The organism is Mesorhizobium sp. WSM2561 (assembly GCF_000513915.1).
GTDB classification, from domain to species: Bacteria; Pseudomonadota; Alphaproteobacteria; order Rhizobiales; family Rhizobiaceae; genus Mesorhizobium; species Mesorhizobium muleiense.
The window spans coordinates 1-20,471 of record NZ_AZUX01000003.1; the positions used below are offsets into that span (position 1 = coordinate 1).

The 20,471-nt window shown below is 62.0% G+C and carries 21 protein-coding genes and 1 pseudogene; 8 read left to right on the forward strand and 14 right to left on the reverse strand.

The annotated features are described in order from the left end of the window. The first annotated feature begins 879 nt into the window (after positions 1–879). From M727_RS0104870 to M727_RS0104885, 4 genes are all read left to right on the forward strand, one after another. Positions 880–1,104, forward strand: coding sequence for a hypothetical protein (locus M727_RS0104870; protein WP_156941482.1), 225 nt, complete (start codon positions 880–882; stop codon positions 1,102–1,104). Positions 1,105–1,758: 654 nt separating this feature from the next. Next, positions 1,759–1,992, forward strand: coding sequence for a hypothetical protein (locus M727_RS0104875; RefSeq protein ID WP_027151722.1), 234 nt, complete (start codon positions 1,759–1,761; stop codon positions 1,990–1,992). Positions 1,993–2,110: 118 nt separating this feature from the next. Continuing rightward, on the forward strand, positions 2,111–2,320 hold the full coding sequence (locus M727_RS0104880; protein WP_023801824.1) for a hypothetical protein: 210 nt from the start codon (positions 2,111–2,113) through the stop codon (positions 2,318–2,320). A gap of 427 nt (positions 2,321–2,747) precedes the next feature. Continuing rightward, entirely contained in the window at positions 2,748–3,899 is a 1,152-nt protein-coding gene (locus tag M727_RS0104885) for a hypothetical protein (protein WP_236391497.1), read from the forward strand. Here the strand turns inward: M727_RS0104885 and M727_RS0104890 are convergent. The 6 genes and pseudogenes from M727_RS0104890 to M727_RS0104915 form a co-directional block, all read right to left on the reverse strand. Beyond that, positions 3,880–4,440 carry a hypothetical protein gene (locus M727_RS0104890; RefSeq protein WP_128184251.1) on the reverse strand — a complete coding sequence of 187 codons (561 nt, stop codon included), beginning with the start codon at positions 4,438–4,440 and terminating at the stop codon, positions 3,880–3,882. The two genes, M727_RS0104885 and M727_RS0104890, sit on opposite strands and share 20 nt — an antisense overlap. Continuing rightward, a complete protein-coding gene (locus tag M727_RS0104895; protein WP_027151725.1) occupies positions 4,416–4,877 on the reverse strand; it encodes a hypothetical protein in 462 nt (153 codons plus the stop codon). The genes M727_RS0104890 and M727_RS0104895 overlap by 25 nt, the downstream gene beginning before the upstream one ends. 127 nt (positions 4,878–5,004) lie before the next feature. Then, the gene (locus M727_RS0104900; protein ID WP_027151726.1) at positions 5,005–5,586 is read right to left on the reverse strand and encodes a hypothetical protein; all 582 of its coding nucleotides are present in this window, start codon (positions 5,584–5,586) and stop codon (positions 5,005–5,007) included. Positions 5,587–5,827: 241 nt separating this feature from the next. Beyond that, positions 5,828–6,182: pseudogene (locus M727_RS35855) on the reverse strand (VOC family protein). 29 nt (positions 6,183–6,211) lie between these two features. Continuing rightward, positions 6,212–6,610 (reverse strand): hypothetical protein, encoded by a 399-nt coding sequence (locus M727_RS0104910; RefSeq protein WP_027151727.1) that lies wholly within the window; start codon positions 6,608–6,610, stop codon positions 6,212–6,214. Positions 6,611–6,678: 68 nt separating this feature from the next. Continuing rightward, the gene (locus tag M727_RS0104915; RefSeq protein WP_027151728.1) at positions 6,679–7,494 is read right to left on the reverse strand and encodes a helix-turn-helix domain-containing protein; all 816 of its coding nucleotides are present in this window, start codon (positions 7,492–7,494) and stop codon (positions 6,679–6,681) included. A 314-nt stretch (positions 7,495–7,808) separates the two neighbouring features. Here M727_RS0104915 and M727_RS0104925 point away from each other — a divergent pair, with 314 nt between their 5' ends. Together M727_RS0104925 and rimO are read left to right on the forward strand one after the other, a co-directional pair. After that, complete coding sequence (locus tag M727_RS0104925; RefSeq protein ID WP_027151729.1) at positions 7,809–8,495, forward strand: TerC family protein; 687 nt, start codon at positions 7,809–7,811, stop codon at positions 8,493–8,495. 193 nt (positions 8,496–8,688) lie between these two features. Further along, on the forward strand, positions 8,689–10,002 hold the full coding sequence (rimO, locus tag M727_RS0104930; protein ID WP_027151730.1) for a 30S ribosomal protein S12 methylthiotransferase RimO: 1,314 nt from the start codon (positions 8,689–8,691) through the stop codon (positions 10,000–10,002). 199 nt (positions 10,003–10,201) lie between these two features. On the opposite strand, the gene M727_RS0104935 is transcribed toward rimO, so the two are convergent. From M727_RS0104935 to M727_RS0104970, 8 genes are all read right to left on the reverse strand, one after another. Further along, complete coding sequence (locus M727_RS0104935) at positions 10,202–11,269, reverse strand: BMP family ABC transporter substrate-binding protein (RefSeq protein ID WP_023801834.1); 1,068 nt, start codon at positions 11,267–11,269, stop codon at positions 10,202–10,204. A 51-nt stretch (positions 11,270–11,320) separates the two neighbouring features. Beyond that, positions 11,321–12,241 (reverse strand): ABC transporter permease, encoded by a 921-nt coding sequence (locus M727_RS0104940; protein ID WP_027151731.1) that lies wholly within the window; start codon positions 12,239–12,241, stop codon positions 11,321–11,323. Further along, the gene (locus M727_RS0104945; protein ID WP_027151732.1) at positions 12,241–13,353 is read right to left on the reverse strand and encodes an ABC transporter permease; all 1,113 of its coding nucleotides are present in this window, start codon (positions 13,351–13,353) and stop codon (positions 12,241–12,243) included. Before M727_RS0104945 ends, M727_RS0104940 begins: the two co-directional genes overlap by 1 nt. Beyond that, positions 13,350–14,927, reverse strand: a complete 1,578-nt coding sequence (locus M727_RS0104950; RefSeq protein WP_036261549.1) for an ABC transporter ATP-binding protein — start codon at positions 14,925–14,927, stop codon at positions 13,350–13,352. Before M727_RS0104950 ends, M727_RS0104945 begins: the two co-directional genes overlap by 4 nt. A gap of 230 nt (positions 14,928–15,157) precedes the next feature. After that, positions 15,158–16,135, reverse strand: coding sequence for a quinone oxidoreductase (locus tag M727_RS0104955; protein WP_027151734.1), 978 nt, complete (start codon positions 16,133–16,135; stop codon positions 15,158–15,160). A 34-nt stretch (positions 16,136–16,169) separates the two neighbouring features. Beyond that, positions 16,170–17,006, reverse strand: a complete 837-nt coding sequence (gene pcsA, locus M727_RS0104960) for a phosphatidylcholine synthase (RefSeq protein ID WP_027151735.1) — start codon at positions 17,004–17,006, stop codon at positions 16,170–16,172. Next, the gene (locus M727_RS0104965; RefSeq protein WP_023801840.1) at positions 17,003–17,617 is read right to left on the reverse strand and encodes a DUF1326 domain-containing protein; all 615 of its coding nucleotides are present in this window, start codon (positions 17,615–17,617) and stop codon (positions 17,003–17,005) included. The genes pcsA and M727_RS0104965 overlap by 4 nt, the downstream gene beginning before the upstream one ends. A gap of 12 nt (positions 17,618–17,629) precedes the next feature. After that, positions 17,630–18,568, reverse strand: a complete 939-nt coding sequence (locus M727_RS0104970; RefSeq protein WP_027151736.1) for a DUF2182 domain-containing protein — start codon at positions 18,566–18,568, stop codon at positions 17,630–17,632. A 62-nt stretch (positions 18,569–18,630) separates the two neighbouring features. Between M727_RS0104970 and M727_RS0104975 the strand changes: the two genes are divergently transcribed. Both M727_RS0104975 and hspQ read left to right on the forward strand, forming a co-directional pair. Next, on the forward strand, positions 18,631–19,842 hold the full coding sequence (locus M727_RS0104975) for a UbiH/UbiF family hydroxylase (RefSeq protein ID WP_027151737.1): 1,212 nt from the start codon (positions 18,631–18,633) through the stop codon (positions 19,840–19,842). 200 nt (positions 19,843–20,042) lie between these two features. Then, a complete protein-coding gene (gene hspQ / locus M727_RS0104980; protein ID WP_023801843.1) occupies positions 20,043–20,366 on the forward strand; it encodes a heat shock protein HspQ in 324 nt (107 codons plus the stop codon). Positions 20,367–20,471 lie beyond the last annotated feature (105 nt).

Consider the following 20,471-nt stretch of genomic DNA (forward strand, 5'->3'; position numbering starts at 1 on the left):
ATCGATGGTTCCTTCGAATCAGGTTGGTGTCAGCAACCCGACCTTACCGGCGAACTGTCGATGACCACCCGCAAAGCCGCTCGCTCGCTACGGCGCTGTTGAGGGCGCGCTCGCGAGCGGCTTCGCTACCGCCGAGCTACACCACGTCTGGGGACGCGACCGACTTGGCGTCGCAGACTGACCATAATTCTGCAGACAGGATCCGGCTAATTGTTACGCGCAGAGCTGCCCAACGACTCCCGGGCCGTCTCGAAGAAGCTCAAGCAGTCCGGCGGCTTTACCTCGGAAGTCAGCGGCGCCCGCCCCTCACCTGCCCTGCGGCGAAGCCGGCATCAAAAACAACGAGATCTGGATGGACGGAAGTGTTCGTTCGAATGATGCCATTGCGTTGTCTTGAGCGCAGGTTTTGCTCAGCCAGCACAGCGCCTCCTCTTAAGCACGCTGGCGGCCTTGGCCCGGCGGCCTGCTGACAGTCCCCCAATAGAGCTGCCGGGCCACTCGCACTCGCTCAATGGAAGGCGCGGACTTCCGGGAATAGAACCAACAAGCACACCAGAGGCATCATCTTTGGCGAGGTGCATCATTGAGCACTTGCCAATGAAGGGTGATGGCTGAAAACGCAAAAAAGCCCCGCCGCTCCATTTGCGAAGCGGCGGGGCCCCCCACTCGCCCCCATTGCTGCCTTGCAATTGCGGTGCCAGACGTGTTGACCCATTGCGGCGCACCTTTGATGCCGGTTGATGCCGGGACAGCCTGTTCACCGTTGAGAGGGGCTGTATCGAGCGGGTCGATGGCGTATCGACTTTTTTGCCGCAATAGGTTTCCGGCCGGAACGCTTGCTCTTCTGGATGGTTGGTTGGGATACAGGAGATGCAAGGCGTGGCCAAGAAGCTGTCAATCGCCGAAACGTTGCGACGAACCTCTGACCAACTGAAGAGGATCCGAAAACACGTCGCCAATGGCGGTCACGTGGACCAGATGCAAGAGGTCGACGCCTTGGTAGGCCTCGCCAAAGAAGTGGCCGACCGGCAGCTGGCCGCATTTGAAAGCCCGGCAGATGAAAACGATGACTCTGTGCAAGACGATGACGATGCAAAGGACTGAGCGTAGTCGACCGGCTCGTGACATTCCGCGATAACGGAATTACCTGATTTGCCAAAATCGTTACTATCCAACGGCGGCGGACCCCTCAATCCGCCTGGCCGGCGCCGTCAAGCGTACTTACCCCAACGCCCCCCAAGCGGCGCCGGCCGCTCGGCTGCGCACCTTCGGGTCAGGCGCAGGGTCAGGCCCGAGGGCATGCTTTGGCGCAACATGCATTGGGCCAAGAGACGCGCGGGTTTGACAGGTTTTTTCTGCAACTTGCGGCGATCTGTAGACGCGCCACGCAATCGGGAGATTCCCATCGCTCTCGGCGGCCTTTAATACCCGATCTGCGATATCGCAGCGGATAATGGGATCGTCTGTTAGATGATCCATTGGATTCTGTGGATTCCGTTTGAAAAACATCTCCGCCCCCGCGCTTGGCGCTGAGAATGCTCAACGGATACCGCTTTGAACAGTCGTCAAATGACGACCACAGACGGATTTATACGCCATCCCACGACGCACGTTGGCGTAATCGCATGGAGCCGAGACGCGGATCCTGTCGTTGGTCGGCGCAACAAAAGCTTGTAATCGGGAACAACCACTCGACGCCTCGCGTTTGTTGCGAAGGCCCGCTTCTTTTGCACGGGCAGCGAGCCTCGAAGGTTCGCAATGCCGCACCGGCGTTTCAATCGCACCCGCCTCAGCCCTCACGATCTGGCTATTTGTGAACGCGTGTACGATCAGGTTTGCGCAGATGAACACATCGACCCTTTGAGCCGGGATGCCGAAGCCTTGGCGGTGATGATTGTCGCAATCTTCCGAAACATTACGACCAGTGAGCGCGAACTGCTGGAGGAGGTCAGGTCGCTTCGTCGTCCAAAGGGCGCAGAACAGGCGCGCTAGCTTGGCGGCTTTCCCTGACGAATCGTTCCAGTCCCGCTTTGGCACAGCCGGATTGGCATCTTAATTGCCCTTTGAGTCTCGCCAGAGTGTAGCCACAGCGCTTGCGAAGGAGATGGAAATGGGTTTGGCCGAAGACCTGTCTGATGTTGCCCTCACATTCGCTTGTCCGGATTGCTCGCATCCGGCGGTAAGGAAGGGCTCTGCGCTGAAAACGATCGCCCACTTCAGATGCGACGGGTGCAACGCCAAGGTGCGGATCACCTATCCGCAGAAACTGGCGATCTTCGAAAAGCACAAGCTATTGACTGCGCATGGGGCATGGCAATAACTCAGCGCAGTTAAGAGCCAGGTTCGACTTCCCTGTGATTCCAAAGGGTTTTGGCGAATTGATGAATTGATTTGGAAGATGGCGGGGAACCCCGATCGCCCGGAAACAACTTGGCCGAGCATGGCCGCGCCATGAACGGATTTGACGGACACCGAATGCCATGATTGAACCGCAGCTCCCATCGCCTGCAAGACGGATGAGGTGAACTTGCGATACCTCCGATCGAATTCAACCCTAGGTGGTTTGAATTTGATCGCAACGGTCTGAAGGCGGACCGTTTGGTGAAACAAACTCTTGAAGTCCAGGATCGGACTACGAAGCCGACGCGATGACCACGGCAATTGAGGACATATATCGGCCGCTTGCCTTAACCGCGAGGTTGCTTGTCCAGTGCTGGCCGCAGCTATTGCTTGTCGGCTGCCTGGGTATGATCGCTCGTGGTCTGCTGCTTCAGGGCGCCGTGACGATCGGCCTCCAATTCCCGCTGGGCGGAATGGTCATGCTGTCGCTGGTGGTCCTCGCCAAGCTGACGGTGCTGGTCATGATGTTCGTGGTGCTCCGGCCGCATATGCCGGCGGTGGCGGCACTGAGGCAAAAAGCAAAAAGGGGAGTGGACGAAACAAAGCGCGAGCCGGTCTTGGCGATTACCGCCGCTGCGATCCTGCCGTTCTTCGCCTATTATGCCGCCTGGGGTTTTCTTGGCGATACGGTTCGCGAATATTCGCGCATGGCGCTCGCCCAGGCCGATTTCGGCAAGAGCGTCGACATCTTCGCCATTCTTCAGTCGAGCGGCGTGGCACTGTCGATCGTCATATGCTGGCTGGTGCGTTTTGCCGCCAAGCGACTGAATGCGCGCGCGTCTCACCCCTACTGGCGGCTGCTGATCGTGGCGACGGACGCAACCTGGGTCTTCATCGGCCTCTACGCGCTCGGCGTATGGAAGGACCAGTTCATCCGCTGGCTTGGCGCAGGCGCCGCTCTGCAACAGCTCAGCCTCGATTTGCTTGCGCCGGTAAGTCAGGCGGCCGCGGCCGGCCAGTTCGTTCCCGTGGAATTCCGGCCGCTTCCCTTCGGCGAGCAGCTTCAGAACCTTTTCTTTTTCGCGTTGCTGCCGATTGTTTGGCTGGTGATGGCGGCGATCATCAACGGCTATGAGCTTGCGGCGCCGGCCGCTTCCGGTCCTGCGCCATCTCGTGCGACCTCCTGGCAGAAGTGGCTGAAGGATTTCGCGTCTCACTTCGTTGGCGGTTACCGCAGCCGTTATTCGCCGGTCTGGACTTGCGTCAAGCTGACGCTCAGTGCCGGCTTGGCCACGCTTGTCACCTTCGTCATCGCCTATCAGGCCATCTCATGGGCCGGCGCCTGGACATGGTATGGCCTGACGAGGCTGATCGGAGCGCACGATCTCGGGACCTGGCAGATCTTCGCCGATGCCATCAGCCTGTTCATCGGCAGCCCAAGCGAACTCGACGGCGGAATCCTGCTCGACGCGGTCCGGGTCGCGCTGCTTGCAGCCGTGCTCGAGACCGCGGTCGCCATGGCTGGCGCAGCGAATGGAGTCAGGACCGCGGCTCGCTGACGCTGAGATAATTCGGCAACGCCGAGTAGAGGGCAATCGATAGCGTGAGGCTGCTCGCCGCAGGTGGGATCGAAAAGCTGGCAGCCATCCGTGCCGGTTTGCCGGGCTCCGTCGTCGCGAATGCCATGCCGCCGCACAGGGACCGTTGCTCGGCCTCCGGATACTGCTTCCTGACCACCGGATCGGCAAACATGGTTGGCCGCCATTCGCGACTGCTGCCATCGGAAAGCCGCACCTCGCAAGGTACCGAGCCGAGCGCTTTCGGGTCGGCAGCGAGAGCTTCGAATTCGGCAAGCACGACGGCGCTGCCGGCGCTGCCTGCCAGTCTGGTGAAGCGTGTCACGGTCCAGCTGGCGCCGGCATAATCGACCGGCTGCCCCAGGCTCGCAGATAGCGGCTGGCGCAGATGTTGGGAGCGCCAGTCCTTGATGCTTCCCCACGTCTGCACGGCCAGCGCGGCAGGCAGTGCGACCACCAGCGCCATCATGCTCAGCCAGTAGCCTCGGCGCGTTGACGTCACCTTTGCGGGAGAACTATCCATGGCGGCCTTTCTTCGTTGCGGCGTATGGTGATTGCCGGCTCGATGTCCTTGCCGGAAATAGTCGTGGCGATGCGGATCTCGTCGTTGAGCGGCAGCAATTTTGTGGGTGCGACCACGACGGTGCCGCCGGCGACGGCATCCTCCGGCACTTCGAAGACCAGAAGGACCCGGCGTGGCAGCCCGGGCTGGTAGACATCGCCCGGCATCATTTCGATCGTCGCCCACAAGCGGTCGGTCAGGACATAACGGATGCCGCTGCGGCTCAGCCACTCGCCCGATGTGAGACCCAGGGTTTTGAATTTCGCCTCGGCCTCGCCTTCGACGACAACCCATACGCCGGAACTCGTGTAGGTCTTTGACTTGCCGAAGGTCTCGACGTTGAGCACACGCGCCACCCTGGCGCTGTCCAGCGAAAGCGCGAAGGCGCGGGCCTCCACACGCTTTTCATGCCGCCCGAAGCGACTATCGGCGATGTAATGTCGCTGTACAGCGGGCGCGTGTGCTGCATGCCGTAGAGCACGGCGGCAGCCAACAGCAGCGCCAGCGCCGAACGCACCATGCGCATCATGGCGCCTTCTCCACCGGCAGGTCGACCGTCGCAACGGGATCACGTTCGAACCACCCGCTTGCGCCGTAGACATTGTCGCGCAACTTGTAGATCTGGCCGGTGACGGTGATCGTCACCTTGTCGGGCACGGGCACACCGGCCGGCCACTCCCAGGCCATGGTCAGGCGTTCCGGCATGTTGGGATTGAAATATCCCGCCAGATACTTGTCACGATCGAGATAACCCGTTGGCATCGGCAGCTTTTGCGCCGGCGCGCTGAGCGTGACGACGCGATGGAGCACGTTGTTGGGGGTGGCGGAACGGTTCACCACCTCCATATCCACCATCACAAGCTGCACGGGCCGCGATGGGGGAACGCCTGTCGGCGGCACGGTTCCGACACGTGCCGTTCGCAAGGTCACAAACCAGCGACCGGCATCGATTTGCTGGCCTGCCTGCACAACCGGCACCTTTGGCGGATGGGCAGCTTCGTAGAGCGTCATCGAAAACGAGATTGCCGATGCGGCCAGCCCGCCCAGGCCTGCGATCAGAAAAGCATACAGCCTTTGCCGTATTGTCGTTCGTGTCGGTTCCGTCATGCGCCGTGCGGTATGCGATGGTCCTCAGGCCAGCCTTATACGATGCGAGATCAATTTGTTACAACAGCAGCGGCAGGCCTCTCCAAGGGGTTCAGCGCAGGGACACCAGCCGCGCAATCGGTGGCTCGCCCGGTCAGTGTTATCTCGGCTCCTGGCGCCGAGAGCGGCATTAAGTCCCGACAGCCCCGCGCAAACCATGCGAAAGAGGCGCCGGGCTCGGCTCGGCGCCCCCTCACCTTCTTCACTTGTCCGACCACACGGCCAGCTCGTAGCCGTCCGGATCGGAGAAGTGGAAGCGGCGGCCGCCCGGGAAGGAATAGGCGGGCTTGACGATCTTTCCGCCGGCCTCCTCGACATGGCGCTGGGTCTCGTCGAGCTTGTCGGCATAAAGGATCACCAGCGGTCCGCCTGCCGCCTTGCCCTGGCCACCCAGAGCGAAGCCGCCGGTCAGGCGGCCGTCGTTGAACTCGCAATAGCTCGGCCCGTAGTCCTTGAAGGACCAGCCGAAGGCCTTTCCATAGAAGTCGCGCGAGCGCGATGTCGCCGACGGAAAACTCGACATAATCGATGCGCTTGTCGTTGCTGGATTTGGCCATGATCTTCTCCTTTCGCGGTTTTTGGGTGCTCACCGTTCGAGCATTGCCTTCAGGCTGTTGAGGTCGCGCTGCACGGCCTCGGCGTCGGCAGTGAATATCTCCTCCGTCATGTCCGGCGTCCTCAACAGCACGAACATGACCTCCGCGCCGGTCCCGTTAGGAACCACGCGCACCGCATTGCGGGTTTCCTTGTCATCGGCAAAGACGATGTGATCGAGGACGCCGTATTCGTTCGGCCGGGAGAAGCGGATGCGGATGGGCCGGCCGTCGGGGTCCTCCGCAGTCCATTCCTCGCCCGATCTTTCGAAGCGCCTGCCGAGGCCTGCCGCCCAGCGCTGGAAATTCGCAGGGATGGAGGCGAAGTCATAGACTTCGCGCCAGTCCCGGTCGATGGACACGGTGATGATGCGGGATTTGTAGATCGTCATATCTGCCTCCTTTCAACGAAGGCAGACTAGGCGGAGTTGGCGGTGGCGTATTGAACGAAACGGCCAGCTCAGGCGCTGAGCTGCCGCAGAACCGTCGCCGGCGAGAAGCCCGACAGGCGCCGCACCTCGCGCGTCAGATGCGCCTGGTCGGAATAACCCGCCTCGAACGCAAGATTGGCCAGGCGCGGCTCGGCAGACTGCTGCGCCAGGTTCAGGAACCGCTGGAAGCGGAGAATGCGGTCGAGCGTCTTCGGACCATAGCCGAAAGCTTCCAGGCAGCGGCGTCGAAGCGTTCGCGGGCTGACGTCGAGCCGGTCGAGGATCACCGCCATGCCCGGACCGGCGGATTCGGTTTTCAGCGCGTTGAAGGCAAATCCCATGTCCGCAGGCGGCGGCTCGACATCCGGCGCAAGCCTGCAGAGTGCCGCTTGCATCGCCCGCATCCGCTCTATCGTCGAGGACGCCTCGCCAATTTTTTCGGCGATTTCGCGCGCCAGCGCTCCCCAGAAGTGGCTGAGCGCCACCCGGCCGCCGACGATTTCCGACATCGGCAGGCCGAGCCACCGGCTTGCCGCACCCGGTCGGAAGCGGGCGCCGATCACCGTAGAGCCAGGTGTCAGCGCAGAGAGGGCAACCGCCACGTCGGGGCCTGCCACGACCAGATCGCCGTCGATCCAGGTGATGTCGACGCAGCCGTCGGGGACCACGGCCGACAGGCTCGCCGCGTCCGGTCGCAATGCCGCGTCCGCTCGCAATGTATTGGACCAGGCACACTGGAAATGCCCTTCGAGTGCGGCCGCAGGATCGAACTCGCGGTATTCCCCGATTGCCCCGGAAAGGATTGGTGGCCCGGAAAGGACGGGTGTGTTGTCGTCAGACGTCACGAGCCTCTCCTGTGAGGAACACTTTAGGCATCGTACTGTTCGGCCCCGAAATCTATTGCGCTGGCGGCGGGCTTCAACCCTGCCCTCTGCGCTGCAACCCGCGTTTGGGGCCTGCACTGTGAGCGGGCGTTTGCGGTGCCATGCGTCCTGACCGGGGCGGCGTTCGATTGGCAGCTTTCACCGGCTGCTGGCGATTTCGACCGCGACGGGCAGTTTGCCGTCTTTATCGCCATGGAGCCTTGACGCGTGGGAACCATACACGTTAGGGCGTCCGGGCACGAACGATTGGCGACCAAGCAAGGAAATTCCAGCTGATGGAAATTTTTACCGCCGCCGGCCTCGCGGCCCTGCTCCAGGTCATTGCCATCGATCTGGTGCTTGCCGGCGACAATGCCATCGTCATCGGCCTTGCTGCGGCAGGCCTGCCGACGGATCAGCGCAAGAAGGCGATTCTCGTCGGCATTGCGGCGGCCACCGTGCTTCGCATTTTCTTCGCTCTGATCACCCAGTGGCTCCTCACCATCGGCCCCATTCTCCTCATTGCCGGCGGCCTGCTGCTGCTTTGGGTGTGCTGGAAGATGTGGCGCGAGTTGCGTGTCAGCTACGAGCAGGAACATGACGCGACGGAAGCGTTGTCGAATGTCGATTACGACAAAAGCGGGACGATTGGCGGCAAGGGACCGCGCAAGACCTTCGCTCAGGCAGCCTGGCAGATCGTCATTGCCGACGTTTCGATGTCTCTCGACAACGTCCTTGCAGTCGCCGGCGCGGCGATGGACCATCCGACGGTCCTGATCATCGGCTTGGCGCTGTCGATTGCGCTGATGGGCTTCGCCGCTTCGTTTGTCGCTCGCCTCCTGCATAAGTACCGCTGGATCGCCTATATCGGCCTGGTGATCATTTTCTATGTCGCCGTGAAGATGCTTCTGGATGGTGCTGTGCAGCAGTGGCCCGAACAGTTTGCGTTCCTGGCGCCCTGGTTCGGGCCGGGCGGTCATTGAAACCTGAGCAGTGCCGGTCTTAGCAGTGCAGGCCCGCCCGAGGCGCCAAGCCATTCCTCGGTTTGCCTGATTGCGGAACTATGCTATTGCGCCGTGCGAATTGAGCTTCTGCGAAAGTTCAAAAGATCAACATGCATCGAGACTTCCGGGCCGGGCCTAAGGGTTTCCGGCCCGCGTCCATTGGAAACCGCAAATGTCTGCCCCTCGCGTCAGTTTCGTCAGCCTTGGATGCCCCAAAGCCCTCGTGGACTCGGAGCGCATCATCACGCGCCTGCGCGCCGAGGGCTATGAGATCGCGCGCAAGCATGACGGCGCCGATCTGGTCGTCGTCAACACCTGCGGCTTTCTCGATTCGGCTCGCGATGAATCGCTCAATGCCATCGGCTCCGCCCTTTCGGAGAACGGCAGGGTCATCGTCACCGGCTGTCTCGGCGCCGAACCGGACGTCATCCGCGAAAAACATCCCAACGTTCTCGCCATCACCGGTCCGCAGGCCTACGAGAGCGTGATGGCCGCGGTGCATGAGGCCGCGCCCCCGAGCCACGATCCCTATGTCGATCTGTTGCCGCCGCAAGGCGTCAAGCTCACGCCGCGCCACTATGCCTATCTCAAGATTTCGGAGGGCTGCAACAACCGCTGCACGTTCTGCATCATCCCGGCGCTGCGCGGCGATCTCGTCTCGCGGCCGGCGGCCGACGTGCTGCGCGAGGCCGAGAAACTGGCCAAGGCCGGCGTCAAGGAAATCCTGGTGATCTCGCAGGACACCAGCGCCTACGGCATCGACATCAAATACCAGACCAGCATGTTCGGCGATCGCGAAGTGCGGGCCAAATTCCTCGATCTGTCGGAGGAACTCGGCAAGCTCGGCGTCTGGGTGCGCATGCACTATGTCTACCCCTACCCGCATGTCGCCGATGTCATCCCGCTGATGGCCGAAGGAAGGATCCTTCCCTATCTCGACATCCCGTTCCAGCACGCGTCGCCGCGAGTGCTCAAGAACATGCGCCGGCCCGCCCATGGCGAAAAGACGCTCGACCGCATTCGCGGTTGGCGCGAAATCTGTCCGGATCTGGCGATCCGCTCCACCTTCATCGTCGGCTTCCCCGGCGAGACGGACGACGATTTCGAGATGCTGCTCGACTGGCTGGACGAAGCCAGGATCGACCGCGCCGGCTGCTTCAAATACGAGCCGGTCAGGGGCGCCCGCTCCAACGACCTCGGCCTCGAACAGGTACCGCAGGAAATCAAGGAGGCGCGCTGGCACCGTTTCATGCAGCGCCAGCAGAAGATCTCGGCAACGCAACTCGCCAGGAAGGTCGGCAAGCGTCTGCCAGTGCTGATCGACGAGGCGCATGGCACCTCGGCGAAGGGCCGCTCCAGATACGACGCACCAGAAATCGACGGCTCGGTGCATATCCAGTCGCGGCGTCCGTTGCGCGCCGGCGACATCGTCACCGTCAAGGTCGACCGCGCCGACGCCTACGATCTCTACGGCTCGGCGGTCTGACCGCATCTCGCTTTATGGCGCTGCGTCCTTTCGGGCGGCAAAGGACGCCGCATAACACCTGATTTTGCGCATGACCCTTCCCGAAATCGATCCCGATTTCGGGCTCTTGCTAAACGAAAGGGCGCCGCGCGGCGCCCTTCCTGTCAAGATTTTGGCCTGTCAAGATTTCGGCCTGTCGAGATTTTGGCCCATCTTGCGCTTACTGCGGCAGCTTGTCGTCGACGCCCTTGACGTAGAAGTTCATGCCGAGCAGCGTCGGATCGTCGGCGACTTCGCCTTCCTTCAGCCACGGCGTGCCGTCCTGCTTGGCAATCGGCCCGGTGAACGGGTTCCATCCTTCGACGATCTTCTTCTCGGTGGCTTCCGCCATCGCCTTCACGTCGTCGGGCATGTTGGTGTAAGGGGCCATCTTAACGGCACCGTCCTTGATGCCCAGCCAGACATTGCCGGGCTTCCAGGTGCCGTCGAGGGCGGCCTTCACCCGGCCGATATAGTACGGCCCCCAATCGTCGACGATCGAGGTCAACTGCGCCTTGGGGGCGAACTTGATCATGTCCGAAGACTGGCCGAAGCCCTGCAGTCCGCGCTCTTCGGCGACTTGCAGGGCAGCGGTCGAGTCGGTGTGCTGGACGATGATGTCGGCACCCTGGTCGAACAGAGCCTTGGCGGCATCGGCTTCCTTGCCCGGATCGAACCATGAATTGATCCAGACGATCTTCGCCTTGAAATCCGGCTTGATCGACTGGGCGCCGAGCATGAAGGAATTGATACCCATCACCACTTCGGGAATCGGGAACGAAACGATGTAGCCGGCGACGCCAGACTTCGATTGCTTGGCGGCGATCTGGCCGAGGATGTAGCGGCCTTCGTAGAAACGTGCGTTGTAGATGCCGAGATTTTCTGATGTCTTGTAGCCGGTCGCGTGTTCGAACATCACGTCGGGGAATTTCTTGGCGACCTTCACTTCGGGGTCCATGAAGCCGAAGGACGTACCGAAAATGATCTTGCATCCTTCGCGCGCCAGGCGCTCGAAGGCACGATCGGCATCGGGACCCTCGGAGACGTTCTCCAGATAAGCGGTCTCGACCTTGTCGCCGAGTGCCTTCTCCACGTCCAGGCGGCCCTGGTCATGCTGGTACGAATAGCCGAAATCGCCGATCGGGCCGGTATAGACCCAACAGGCTTTCAGCTTTTCCTGCGCTTCGGCGGTCGCCGCCAGCGACAATGCCGCCGCCGCGGTCATCAGCGCAATAAGCAGTTTTTTCATCGTGTTACCTCTCTGAGTTAAGCCTTGGAGCTTCCCGTTTGTCTTTTATTGTCAACGATCCGGAACGAATGGCTGCCCCAAGGAAGCCGGTGTGTTCATCATCGTCAAACGCTTGTTGCGAGAGATTAGAACGAGAACCACGATGGTTGCCAGATAGGGCAACGAAGAAAGCAGTTGCGAGGGAACCGGAATGCCAAAAGCCTGTGCATGAAGCTGGCCGATCCAGACCGCGCCGAAGATATAGGCGCCCGCCAGCACCCGCCACGGCCGCCATGATGCGAACACGACCAGCGCCAGCGCGATCCAGCCGCGTCCGGCGGTCATGTTCTCCACCCATTGCGGCGTATAGACCAGCGACAGGTGCCCCCCGGCAAGGCCCGCACAGGCGCCGCCGAAGATCACCGCCAGGTAGCGGTAGCGGATGACCTCGATGCCAAGTGCATGGGCCGATGTGTGGCTGTCGCCGATCGAGCGCAGCGTCAGCCCGGTGCGGGTCTTGAACAGGAACCACATGACGGCGGCGGTCAATGCAATCGAGATGTAGAAGATCGGGTCCTGGCCGAACAGCAACCTGCCGATGACGGGCATCGCTGTCAGGCCGGGAATGTCGAGGTTTGGCAGCCTCGCGCCGGGCTGGCCGACAAAGCTGGTACCCATCATGCCGGAAAGGCCGAGGCCGAGCAATGTCAGCGACAGGCCGGTCGCCACCTGGTTGGTGGCCAGCGACAACGTCATGACGGCGAACAGCAGTGAAAACACCGCACCCAGGGCGATCGCCGCCAACAACCCGATCCATGGCGATCCGGTGAGATAGCCGGCGCCGAAACCGCCGACCGCCCCCATGATCATCATGCCTTCGACGCCGAGATTGAGCACGCCGGAACGTTCGACCACCAGCTCGCCGATCGCCGCGATCAGCAAAGGCGTCGCCGCGGTTGCGATGGTCAAAAGAATGTTGACGGTGATGTCCATCAGCGGGCCTCCTCCAGCTTCGGCGCGGCTTCAAGCGTTGGCGCAGCCAGGCCGATCAGACGAATGCGGTAGTGAATCAGAGTGTCGCAGCCGAGCACGAAGAACAGGAGCATGCCCTGGAACACGCGCGCCACCTTGTCGGAGATGCCGAGCGCGCTTTGCACTGCCTCGCCGCCGAGATAGGTCAGCGCCAGCACCAGGCCCGCCGCGACGATGCCTAGTGGATTGAGCCGGCCGAGGAACGCCACGATGATGGCGGCAAAGCCGTAGCCGGGCGAAATCACCGGCTGCAGCTGGCCGATGGCGCCGGAGACTTCCGAGATGCCGGCAAGTCCGGCCAGTGCCCCCGACAGCATGAAGGCGAAGAACACCATCCGGTGGATGCCGAAGCCGGCGAAGCGCCCTGCCCTGGGGCTTGAGCCGAGCACGCGGACCTCAAAGCCTTTCAGCAAGCGGCTCATCAGGATCCAGACCAGCACCGCCGCGACCAGCGCGAACACGAAACCCCAATTGGCACGGCCGGAGGCCGGCATCAGTTCCGGCAATATCGCCGAGTCGTTGAACTGTATCGTCTGCGGGAAATTGAAACCCTTCGGATCGCGCCACGGCCCGCGCACCAGCCAGTCGAGGAACAGCTGCGCGACATAGACCAGCATCAGGCTGGTCAGGATCTCGTTGGTGTTGAAGCGCGCCTTGAGCAGGGCGGGAATGGCGGCGTAGGCGGCACCGCCGACCATGCCGAACAGCAGCATCAGCGGCAGCACCAGAGGCCCTTCAAACTGCGGAAACAGCACCGGAATGCTCGAGCCGACGATGCCGCCCAGGATGAACTGGCCTTCCGCGCCGATGTTCCAGATGTTGGCTCTGTAGCAAACTGACAGGCCGACCCCGATCAGGATGAGCGGTGCCGCCTTGATCGCCAGCTCATGCAGCTGCCAGACCTGACTGACAGGCTCGAGGAAGTAAATTTGGAACGCCTTCAAGGGATTGACGCCAAGCAGCGCGAACAGGATGGCGCCGGCAATGATCGTCAGCACGAATGCAATGAAGGGCGACAGCGCCGAGAACAGCATCGAGCGCTGCGGCCGTTTGACGAGTTCGAGGCGCATCATGACGTCTCCAGAGCGTGTTCGGCGTGGCCCGGCTCGGCCCCGCCCATCAGCAGTCCGATCTTCTCGAACGTCGCCTCGGCGATCGGCAATGGTTTCGACAATTCGCCATTGTGCATCACCGCGATCGCGTCGGATATCTCGAACAATTCGTCGAGATCCTGGCTGATGACCAGCACTGCCGAGCCGCTGCGCGCCAATTCGATCAGCGTCTGCCGAATGTGGGCGGCGGCACCGGCGTCGACTCCCCAGGTCGGCTGATTGACGACCATGACGCTTGGCCTGCGGTCGAGTTCGCGGCCGACGATGAATTTCTGCAGATTGCCGCCTGAAAGCGCTGCCGCCTCCGGGTCCGCAGCGCTCTTGCGCACATCCATCGCCTTGATGATGCGTTGGGCAGCGGCATAGATCGCATCGCTTTTGACCATTCCGCCGGCGCCGACAAACACCTTGCCGTCGGTGGCATGGCGCGACAGCAGCAGGTTTTCCGAAAGCTTCATGCGCGGTGCTGCACCGTGGCCGAGCCGCTCTTCCGGCACGAAGGCAGCGCCCATCAGCCGTCTGCCGGTGATGCTGAGGCCGCCGGCGTCCTTGCCGCGGATGCGTACCGAGGCGGCATCCTGCTGCGGCACCTCGCCGGAAACGGATTCGAAGAACTCGCCCTGGCCGTTGCCGGCGACGCCTGCAATGCCGATCACTTCGCCGGCGCGTACGGTCAGGTTGATGTTTCTGAGCGGGATCGAGAACGGCGTTGCAGGCTTGCGGCTGAGCGCGCGGATTTCAAGCAGCGGCTGCGCGGTCTCGATACCCTGGGCCGGCGCGCGCACCACGGCCTGCACGTCGTTGCCGACCATCATGCGGGCCAGCGATGCCGCGGTTTCCTTGCGCGGATTGCAATGGCCAACCACCTTGCCGTGGCGCAGCACGGTGGCGCGGTCGCAGATACGCTTGACCTCTTCCAGCCGGTGCGAAATGTAGAGGATGGACTTTCCTTCCGAGCGCAGCCGTTCGAGCGTCTCGAACAGCTTGTCGGCTTCCTGCGGCGTCAGCACCGAGGTCGGCTCGTCGAGGATGATGAGTTGCGGCGTCTGCAGCAGACAGCGGATGATCTCGATACGCTGGCGCTCACCGACCGAGAGGTCGCCGACCAGCGATTGCGGATCGAGCGGCAGGCCGTAGCTGTAGGAAAGCGCCCTCGCCTTCGCGGCAATCGTGCTGATCGGCGAACCGTCGTCCAGCGACAGCGCGATGTTCTCGGCTGCCGTCAGTGCCTCGAACAGCGAAAAATGCTGGAACACCATGCCGATGCCAAGCTTCTTCGCAAAGCCGGGATTGGTGATCGTGACCGCCTGGCCGTTCCAGAAAATCTCGCCCGAATTGGGCTCCAGCGTTCCGAACAGCATTTTGACGAGCGTCGACTTGCCGGCGCCGTTCTCGCCGAGCAACGCATGGATTTCGCCTTTTGCGACGGTGAGATCGATATGGTCGCACGCTGTCAGTGTGCCGAACGTCTTGGTAAGGCCACGAACCTCAAGCAGGTTGGCGTCGTCCTGATTTGCACTCACAGTGCCTCCCATCTGGTTTGCCAGATATGTTCTGTGTTCCCGCAGGCATGGTATGCGCGGCCTGCTGTCGTCGCAAAGCGGCACCCGTCTTGAAAGAGCTTCAAGAATTTCAGTGGAAACCTAACGCATCGGCCCGAAAATCGAAATCGATTTTCGGAAAGCACGATGCGTGGATTCGAAATGTCAGAGCGTGCTTTTGTGCGTCCAAGTGGACGCAACGTCGCTCCAAGCGATAGCAAGGCTCAGGGGACAAGAATGGTTGTCCCGGTCGTCCTGCGGCCTTCAAGGTCGGAATGCGCCCTGCCGGCGTCCTCGAGCGCGTAACGCTGATTGATCTTGACCTTGACCGCGCCGCTGAGCACGATTTCGAACAGCGCGGCGGCGGACGCCTCCAGGTCTTCGCGCCTGGCGTTGTAGACGAACAGCGTCGGACGGGTTGCGAACAGCGAACCTTTCTGCGCCAGCAATGACATGCTGAACGGCGGGACCGGTCCCGACGATTGACCGAAGCTGGCGAACATGCCGAGCGGCTTCAGGCAGTCGAGCGAGGCCGGAAAGGTGTCGTTGCCGACCGAATCATAGACGACGTCGCACTTCTTGCCACCGGTGATGGCGAGGACGCCGGCGACGAAGTCCTGCTCGCGGTAGTTGATGACGTGGTCGAAGCCATGCGCCTTGGCGAGCTCGATCTTGTCGGCGGAGCTGGCGGTGCCGATGACGGTTGCGCCAAGATGCTTGGCCCATTGGCCGAGGATCAGCCCGACGCCGCCGGCCGCCGCGTGAAACAGGATCGTGTCGCCCGCCTTCACCTTGAAGGTACGGCGCAGCAGGTATTCCGACGTCATCCCTTTCAGCATCATGGCGGCCGCCTGTTCGTCGCTGATACCGTCCGGCACCTTGACGACGCGATCGGCCGCGATCACGCGCTGCTCTGCATAGGCGCCAGTCGTCACGGCGTAGGCGATGCGATTGCCCGGCTTCAGCCAGTCGATATCCGCGCCCACTTCCACGACCACCCCGGCCGCCTCGCTGCCGGGTATCAGCGGGAAACCGCCTGGCGGCGGGTAAAGGCCGGAGCGATGATAGACGTCGATGAAATTGAGGCCGATCGCCGTGTGCCTGACCAGGATTTGCCCCGAGCCGGGTTGGCCCGGATCGGCGTCCTCATAGGTCAGGACCTCCGGACCGCCATGGGCGTGGATGCGTATTGCTTTGGACATTGATGAGGCTCTCTTGGGACCAGACTCTATGGGATCAGGTTTTCTTGGCGCCGAGCGTTGGAAAGAGCTGCATGATACCGCCGATGCATGCGAGGTAAAGTCCGGTGACCGTGATGCCGATCTTGGTGAAGACACTCACCTGCTCGCCCAGGACGCCGATCTGGTCGTAGAAGGCGGCAAGAGCTGCCTGCGCCAGCGCCAGCGCTCCGAAAGCGCACCATAGCAGCGTCATGCCAAGGTTGATCGGCCGCAGCCGCGCCACCCGCACCGGGTGGATGAAATTGATCGGCACAAAGGTCAGGATGGCGGCCACCACGACCACGGCGAAGGAAACCCATTGTCCCGGCTCGATGACGAACAGCGTGAACACCACCATGTTCCAGACCACGGGAAACCCCTTGAAGAAATTCTCCTTGGTCTTCATCCCGGTGTCGGCATAGTAGATCGCGCTCGACACGACGATGATCGCCGCCGACAGGAACGACAGGCCCTCGCCCATGAAGCCGCGCTGGTAAAGCGCGAAGGCCGGTATCAGCACATAGGTGACGTAATCGATGATGTTGTCGAGGAGTTCGCCCGACCACGTCGGCAGGATTTCCTTGACCTCGAGCTTCCTTGCGATCGGCCCGTCGATGCCGTCGACGAACAGCGCCAGCCCCAGCCACCAGAACATCGCCGTCCAGCGCTGCTCGCTCGCCGCCACCAGCGACAGGAACGCCAGGAACGAGCCTGATGCGGTCAGCAGATGCACCGAAAACGCGCGCGCCTGCGGCCAGGTGACTTTCTTCTTCGGCCTCGGAATCTTGTCGGCGATTTTCCTGGCCGTGATTTTTCCGGCCGTGATTTTTCTGGCCGTTGTTTTTTTGCTCACGGGCCCCGCCAGTCCAGCTTGCAGATTTCGGCCGAGCGGCCGGCAAAATTCCAGTTGCGGCCGAAGGCCCGCATCTTGCTCTTGTCGGACCTGGCGACGATGATTTCCGGTGCGATCCAGTACTCCGAATTGCTGATCACCGTATCCTTGTCGCGGTCCTTGCCGGAAATCGGCGTTACGGCTCCATCGATGATCTTCGGGATCTGGAAGATTCGGGTCCTGTCGCGCGTCTCATAGGTGATCGGCGCCTGCTCGACGCCGAGGAACTTTCCGACCAGGATGGAGAGCAGCGAGGTGGTCCCGCCAGCCTTGCCGGTGAAAATCCTGGTCAGCGCCTTTACCGCGTAGACTGAGGCGCGCTTGTCGATGAACAGTCCGGCGGTCCAGTTGCCGCGGCTCATATAGCCGGGGATTTCCATGACCAGCCCAAGGTTGAGGCCGGACAGCTCGACCTCGCCGAAATGGCCGGCATCGATACGGAACCCCGCCCAGGTCTGACAATAGCCCTCGGTCGGCGGATGACTGCCGAGAGAGAGCACGCAAGGACAAAAAACCGTGCAATTGCAGGAGAGCACCAACTCTCCTTTCATTGCCCAGCCTTGATCCGCCATAGAATTCTCTCCCTATGCCGAGACTACTAGCAGGGCGGTTGCCCAGACAAGCAGTATCGCACCGGCGAGCCGGGTTGGCAGCCTGCCCGCCGTCTGTTTTTCGATCAAGGTGAACAGGCCGATCAACGCCAGCCAGAACACGTTCATGACACCGACGGCGAACATCACCAGCATCAGCGCCCAGCAGCAGCCGAGGCACCAGACACCCTGCTCGATGCCGAGCCGGAAAATGCGGCCGGGCCTCGCGCTCCAGTTCGAAAACAGGATCGAGAACGGGCTTTTGCATTTTGTCAGGCAGGCTTCCTTCAGGCCGCTGAACTGATAGAGGCCAGCAACCAGAAGCGCAGCCGCTCCTGTCGCTCCGACCACCGGATCGAGCATCTGCACAGATGAGGCGAGGGCGTGAACGATGAGCGTCAGCGCCGCAAACACTGCCGACGCAGCCAACCACACGCTGAGGTAACCGGCGACCAGAATCAGCGGATGGACGACCGCTTCGCCCTTGATCCGCGCGGTATCGGCAATCTCGCAATAGGTGCGGATCATCGGCGCCGCCGAAGGCAGCATGGTGGCGACCGCCATCAGGAACCACATGATGATGAGCGCTCCGGCCTGCGCGCCGACGCCCCCGTCGAGCGGCGCAGGTGCAAGACAAAGGCTGAAGAAGCGCTCGAGAAGATCCGGCAGCGGCAGCCCCGGCAGGTACCTGAGCATCGTGTCGCCGGGTGCATCGATGCCCGGAACCCGGCTTTCGGCGCCACGTATGGCCATGGCGCCAAGCAGCAGCCATGCCAGGACGACAGCTGCGCCCAAAACGATGTTCACCGCCAGTCGAGGATTGCGCGAGACGCTCGCCGCGGCGCGGCCAAAACGGTCGAGATGACTGAAATCATGGTCTTCGGCGGTCATGGCAGTCGAATGGGCCGAATCGCCGCGTTGATCAAGCCGCATGATCTGATCTATATCCTCATCAGGTCGGACCGACCGCCTCGCATCGCAACCGGGAAGCCGCATTGGACCGTCGGGAAACAGCACGGATACTGGTGGCCGGCAGTGGCCCGGCAGGGCTGATTGCAGCGCTTGGCTTCGCCGACGCCGGCTTTCCCGTGACGCTCGTCGGTCCCGAGGCAAATGGCCAGGACGGCCGCACGACGGCCTTGATGAACCCGGCCCTGAAGATCCTGGAGCGGTTGGGCGTCCTCGATGCGGTGAGGTCCCAGGCCGCACCGCTGAAGCTGATGCGCATCGTCGATGCAACCAGCCGGCTGATCCGCAGTCCGGTGGTCATTTTCCGCGCCAGCGAAATCGGCGAGGAGCAGTTCGGGCTGAATTTGCCCAACAGCGCGCTCAACCTCGCACTTGCCCGTGTTGTTGCCGCGCATTCCGGCATCGAATGGCGAAAAGCGATGGTGGAGACCTGGCGCCTCGAGGGCGACCATGCGCATGCGATCCTGTCTGACGGCAGCGAGATCACGGCATCGCTGGCCGTCGCTGCCGATGGCCGTCTGTCGCCGGCCCGCGAGGCTGCCGGCATCTCGACATCGACGCGGTCCTATCCGCAGGCGGCATTGGTTCTCAATTTCGGCCACCGCAGCGACCACGCTTTCACCTCGACCGAGTTCCACACCGAGACCGGCCCGTTCACCCAGGTTCCCCTGCCCGGCAACGGGTCGAGCCTTGTCTGGGTGGTAGAGCCGGAAACGGCGAAGGAACTCGCCGCACTGGACGACGCGGCGCTTTCGATGCGGATCGAACAGCGGATGCAATCGATGCTGGGCCGGGTTTCCGTCGAACCCGGCCGGCAGATCTACGCGCTTTCAGGCGTGACGCCGCGGTGCTTCGCGCGCAACCGGGTGGCACTTGTCGGCGAAGCCGCCCATGTGTTTCCGCCGATCGGCGCGCAAGGCCTCAACCTTGGTATCAGGGATATCGATGATCTCGTTGGAATTGCTTGCAAAAACAGCGATGACCCGGGTACCGTCAAGGCGCTCGCAGCCTATGATTTCAAGCGCCGGCCCGACATCCTGGCGCGCAGCAATGCGGTCAACCTGCTCAACAAGTCGCTGCTCTCGCAGATGCTGCCGGCACAGATGGCGCGCAGTGCTGGCCTTGGCGTGCTCGGCGGATTCGCGCCGCTCCGCGCCTTTTTCATGCGCGAGGGGCTGCGGCCCGGCAGTGGTTTTGCGGCGCTCGCCGGCGGCTTAAGGAAACAGATCCGGCGCTAGGACAGGGCGGGCTGGCCCGTAGCTTGGCAGGGCGTCAAGCGTTCGGCATTGAATTCATGCGCCGTCTGCGCCAAATAGGTCAGGTATCAGCCATAAGTCGGGCTCGATCTTTTGAAGCGTAACGCGTAAATTCAAGGTCTTAGAGAGTCTTTGCGCATTCCAGGGACGCGGCACTCTAGGACTTAGTGGTGAGTACCATGATGAAAACAGCCAAATTTTCGATCGGACAGGTGGTCCGCCACCGGCTGTTTCCGTTCCGCGGCATCATTTTCGATGTCGACCCGCAATTCGCCAACACCGACGAATGGTACGAGGCGATCCCGGCTGATGTGCGGCCGCGCAAGGACCAGCCCTTCTACCACTTGCTCGCCGAGAATTCGGAAACGGAATACATCGCCTATGTGTCTGAGCAGAACCTGCTCGAGGACCGGTCTGGCGAACCGGTGCGGCATCCGGAGATCGGCGAGATGTTCGACAAGAGGCCGGACGGACGCTACGAGCCGAGACGCCAGTCAAGACATTGACCTGACGAAAATCGCGGGGACCTGACGGGATTGCGGGCCTGATGTGATCAAGAAATGGCCGGACGGAACAAAAAAGCGGGGCATGACCCCGCTTTTTGTTGGCTT

Bases quoted from the DNA above. Each gene is read 5' to 3' on its own strand.
- M727_RS0104885 (WP_236391497.1), top strand. From the start codon at position 2,748: ATGATCGCTCGTGGTCTGCTGCTTCAGGGCGCCGTGACGATCGGCCTC.
- M727_RS0104910 (WP_027151727.1), bottom strand. From the start codon at position 6,610: ATGACGATCTACAAATCCCGCATCATCACCGTGTCCATCGACCGGGAC.
- M727_RS0104940 (WP_027151731.1), bottom strand. From the start codon at position 12,241: ATGGACATCACCGTCAACATTCTTTTGACCATCGCAACCGCGGCGACG.
- M727_RS0104965 (WP_023801840.1), bottom strand. From the start codon at position 17,617: ATGGCGGATCAAGGCTGGGCAATGAAAGGAGAGTTGGTGCTCTCCTGC.
- rimO (WP_027151730.1), top strand. From the start codon at position 8,689: ATGTCTGCCCCTCGCGTCAGTTTCGTCAGCCTTGGATGCCCCAAAGCC.
- M727_RS0104890 (WP_128184251.1), bottom strand. From the start codon at position 4,440: ATGGATAGTTCTCCCGCAAAGGTGACGTCAACGCGCCGAGGCTACTGG.
- M727_RS0104945 (WP_027151732.1), bottom strand. From the start codon at position 13,353: ATGATGCGCCTCGAACTCGTCAAACGGCCGCAGCGCTCGATGCTGTTC.
- M727_RS0104970 (WP_027151736.1), bottom strand. From the start codon at position 18,568: ATGCGGCTTGATCAACGCGGCGATTCGGCCCATTCGACTGCCATGACC.
- M727_RS0104925 (WP_027151729.1), top strand. From the start codon at position 7,809: ATGGAAATTTTTACCGCCGCCGGCCTCGCGGCCCTGCTCCAGGTCATT.
- M727_RS0104955 (WP_027151734.1), bottom strand. From the start codon at position 16,135: ATGTCCAAAGCAATACGCATCCACGCCCATGGCGGTCCGGAGGTCCTG.
- M727_RS0104935 (WP_023801834.1), bottom strand. From the start codon at position 11,269: ATGAAAAAACTGCTTATTGCGCTGATGACCGCGGCGGCGGCATTGTCG.
- M727_RS0104900 (WP_027151726.1), bottom strand. From the start codon at position 5,586: ATGACGGAACCGACACGAACGACAATACGGCAAAGGCTGTATGCTTTT.
- M727_RS0104875 (WP_027151722.1), top strand. From the start codon at position 1,759: ATGCCGCACCGGCGTTTCAATCGCACCCGCCTCAGCCCTCACGATCTG.
- hspQ (WP_023801843.1), top strand. From the start codon at position 20,043: ATGAAAACAGCCAAATTTTCGATCGGACAGGTGGTCCGCCACCGGCTG.
- M727_RS0104880 (WP_023801824.1), top strand. From the start codon at position 2,111: ATGGGTTTGGCCGAAGACCTGTCTGATGTTGCCCTCACATTCGCTTGT.
- M727_RS0104950 (WP_036261549.1), bottom strand. From the start codon at position 14,927: ATGGGAGGCACTGTGAGTGCAAATCAGGACGACGCCAACCTGCTTGAG.